This window comes from Nocardiopsis sp. LOL_012, from assembly GCF_048060475.1.
GTDB lineage: Bacteria > Actinomycetota > Actinomycetes > Streptosporangiales > Streptosporangiaceae > Nocardiopsis.
The window spans coordinates 1-1,205 of the sequence record NZ_JBHMIV010000091.1 but is presented as its reverse complement, the minus strand read 5'-3'; the positions used below and the strand labels follow the sequence as shown (position 1 = coordinate 1,205).

The window sequence follows — 1,205 nt, the reverse complement described above, 5'->3', positions numbered from 1 at the left end:
GGGCGATCGCCCACGACAGCACCGAGTGGGGCTACCCCTGGTCGGACTTCTGCTGGATCACAGTCGACACCTCCAAGCCTGAGACCGGGCCGACAGTGACTTCAACGGACTACCCCGAAGGTGACACGGCACATGGAGGGGTTGGACATACGGGTGAGTTCACCTTCACCAACAACGGGGTGGGCAACGCCAGCTCTTACTACTACAGCCTGGATGACACTTCGTGCGCGACCGAAGTGGAGCTGGATAATCCCGGTGACGAAGCGACGATTCTTCTCACGCCCCGACACCAGGGTGCGAACATGATCTACGCTCGCACTGTCGATGCGCATGGAAACTCATCCGAGTGTGAGCTCGCCTACTACTTCCTCGTAGCGCCGGCTAGCGGTCCCGTTTCGCACTTCCCGTTGAACGAGGGCCAGGGAGACACTGCGGCAGACACGGTCGATACGACACGAGTGGCCAGTGCTGACAGTGGCCTGGATTGGACTCGGGGCCGTGTCGGAGGTGCGTCTGGCCAACCCCACCGTCTCGAAGGCGCGGCGGTCGAAACCTCCGGCAACTCCTACCTGGAGACGGTGGACCCGGTGATCGACACGACTGACTCCTTCTCCGTCTCCGCCTGGGTCAAACTCGACCAGACCCCCACTGGAAATGTCACTGCTGTCGCCCAGACCGGTGACTTCCAGTCCGCTTTCCACCTGGGTTATCAGTACCACTCCAACCCGGGGTGGACCTTCAAGATGGCCCCGCACGACGACGGGCCGGCCGGGGCCAGCGGCTGGACCTACGCCACCGATGCCACACCCGCCCAACTGGGCGTGTGGACTCACCTGCTGGGCACCTACACCCCTGACACCAACCGGCTTGACCTCTACGTCGACGGCGTACACCAGGCCAGCGCCCACCACCCCACTACCTGGAACGCCGACGGCCCGCTGGCTATCGGCGGCGCCCAGCACAGCGGCAGCCCCGACTACTTCTGGCCCGGTGCCATCGACGACGTCCGCGTCTGGGATCGCGTGGTCCTCGACGAACCTCTCGTCGACGACCCCGACGTCCGTTCTGAGGTCTGGGAGTTGGCGAACCGCCCGATCGCGTTGGAAGGCCGCTGGAGGCTGGACGAGACCAGCGGCACCACCGTGGCCGACTCCTCCGACCACGGCCTGGACGGCACCCTCAACGCCGACCCCGCCACCGCCTGG

At 65.1% G+C, this 1,205-nt stretch carries 1 protein-coding gene; it reads left to right on the top strand.

Annotation, left to right across the window (positions count from 1 at the left end; translation table 11 throughout):
* Positions 1 to 302 precede the first annotated feature (302 nt).
* A partial coding sequence (locus tag ACFHWE_RS23555) for a LamG domain-containing protein (RefSeq protein WP_416604063.1) occupies positions 303 to 1,205 on the top strand: 903 nt, incomplete at its 3' end.